Genomic DNA, 1,822 nt, shown 5'->3' with positions numbered 1-1,822 from the left:
TCCCCACGATGTCGAGGCGGCCGATCCCGTGCCGGCGGCCGATCTCGTCGAGCGCCTCCAGCACGGCGCTCGCCGACAGGGGCGTCCCGTTGACGCCGACCGGGTTGCCGCCCTGGAAGTGGATCTCGACGGTCTCGGGCTCGTCCGGGGTGTCGGCGATGTCGCGCACCCGGAACAGCAGGCCCTCCGGCGCGGGCTGCGCCGGGTCCTCCAGCGCCTCGCCCTCGTACGAGGTGTGCAGCAGGTTGCTGTCGATGGAGTACGGCCGCTCGCCGCTGCTCAGGTCCAGCTCGATGCCGTGCCGTCCGGCGTAGGCGAGCAGGTCGCTGCGGGAGGCGAGGTCCCACTCCCGCCACGGGCTGATCACCGTGAGGTCGGGGCGCAGCGCGGCGAAGGTCATCTCGAAGCGGATCTGGTCGTTGCCCTTGCCGGTGGCCCCGTGCGCCACGGCGTCGGCGCCGACCTCCTCGGCCACCCGCACCTGTGCCGCGGCGATCAGCGGCCGGCCGATGGAGGAGCCCATCAGGTACTGCCCCTCGTAGAGGGCGTTGGCCCGGTACATCGGGAAGGCGTAGTCCCGGGCGAACTCCTCGCGCAGGTCGACCACCCGCACCTCGTCCGCGCCGAGCTTCTCGGCCTTGCGGGCGGCGGTGTCCAGCTCCTCGCCCTGGCCCAGGTCGGCGATGAACGCGGTCAGCCGGCAGCGGTAGCGCTCCTTGAGCCAGACCAGGGCCACCGAGGTGTCGAGCCCGCCGGAGAAGGCGAGCACGATGTGCTGGGGGGCGATGTTGTTCCGAGACGACATGACGGTCACACCTCTCCGGCGGGCGCGGTGGCCCACAGCTGGTCCATGGTTTCGTGGGTGAAGTCGCGGGTCAGGTCGGACGTGGAGGCGTACCCCATGTTGATGATCTTGCGGCGACCCTGGCGGACCGGGGCGACCCGGTGCAGCGTGGTGTTGGTCCGCATCAGGTACAGGTCGCCGGGGAACAACTCCATCGAGTAGATGGGGCGGCTGACCAGCGCACGGTTGATCTCCGGACGCTTCTTGTTCCAGGTGGTGCCGGGCACGCACTGGACGAAGCCGCCGTGCTCCACCGGCGGGCACTCCACCACCCAGACCAGGGCGAAGGTGAAGTCGTCCCAGTGCCAGCCGTGGGTGTCGCCGTCCTTCTCCAGGCAGGTGATGACGAACTGCTCCGGCTCGTACGGGCACGGGTGTACCGGCTCGCCGGCCACCTCCGACAACACCCGCAGGATCGGCTCCGCCGTGTAGATCCCGCTGATCACGGTGCCCAGGTCGGCGATCTCCGCCCGCGTCACGTTGCGCATCCGGCGCGGCGTGTAGTCGGTCTCGGCGAACCGCAGGTCCCGTCGCGTGCCCGCCTTGTCGATCAGCTCGTTGACCTCGTCGGCGACCGCCTTCTTGACGCTGTCGGGGGCGACGAAGGAGACCTTCGCGTGCCCCAGGTACGAGAAGTCGCGGCGGGCCGTGGCGATGTCGTCCGGCGCCACCTCGCGCTCCACGTGCTCCCGCAGTTCCTGGTACAAGACTCTCGAGTCGAACACGGATCCTCCTTGGTTAACCTCGCGCCGCCGCGACGCGTGCGAAATCGATGACGGCCGCCGCTACCTGCGCCACGGCGGCGGAGTGCAGCACTCCGAAGTGGTCGGTGCCGATGCGGTGGGACCGGGCCGCCCCGACGCGGGCCGCCCACTGGGCGAGCTGCGCGTCGAGCAGGTCCGCGCCGATCACCAGCGCGGGGGTGTCGACCGGGCCGTCGTGGACGTACCCGGCACTGGCCCGCAGGTGGCGCTCGTA

Annotated in this window: 3 protein-coding genes; all 3 read right to left on the bottom strand. The window is 70.7% G+C overall.

The window, feature by feature from the left end:
* Positions 1-805 (bottom strand): argininosuccinate synthase (locus AB0B91_RS65600; protein WP_358343130.1); only part of this gene is annotated, 805 nt, incomplete at its 3' end.
* A gap of 5 nt (positions 806-810) precedes the next feature.
* A complete protein-coding gene (locus tag AB0B91_RS65595) occupies positions 811-1,569 on the bottom strand; it encodes a 2OG-Fe(II) oxygenase (RefSeq protein ID WP_089002198.1) in 759 nt (252 codons plus the stop codon).
* A gap of 13 nt (positions 1,570-1,582) precedes the next feature.
* Positions 1,583-1,822: hypothetical protein (locus tag AB0B91_RS65590; protein ID WP_358343129.1), on the bottom strand; the 240-nt coding region annotated here is incomplete at its 5' end.

The sequence above is a fragment of the Nonomuraea sp. NPDC049141 genome, from assembly GCF_040648415.1.
Lineage (GTDB): Bacteria > Actinomycetota > Actinomycetes > Streptosporangiales > Streptosporangiaceae > Nonomuraea.
This window is presented reverse-complemented; position numbering and strand designations above follow the sequence as displayed.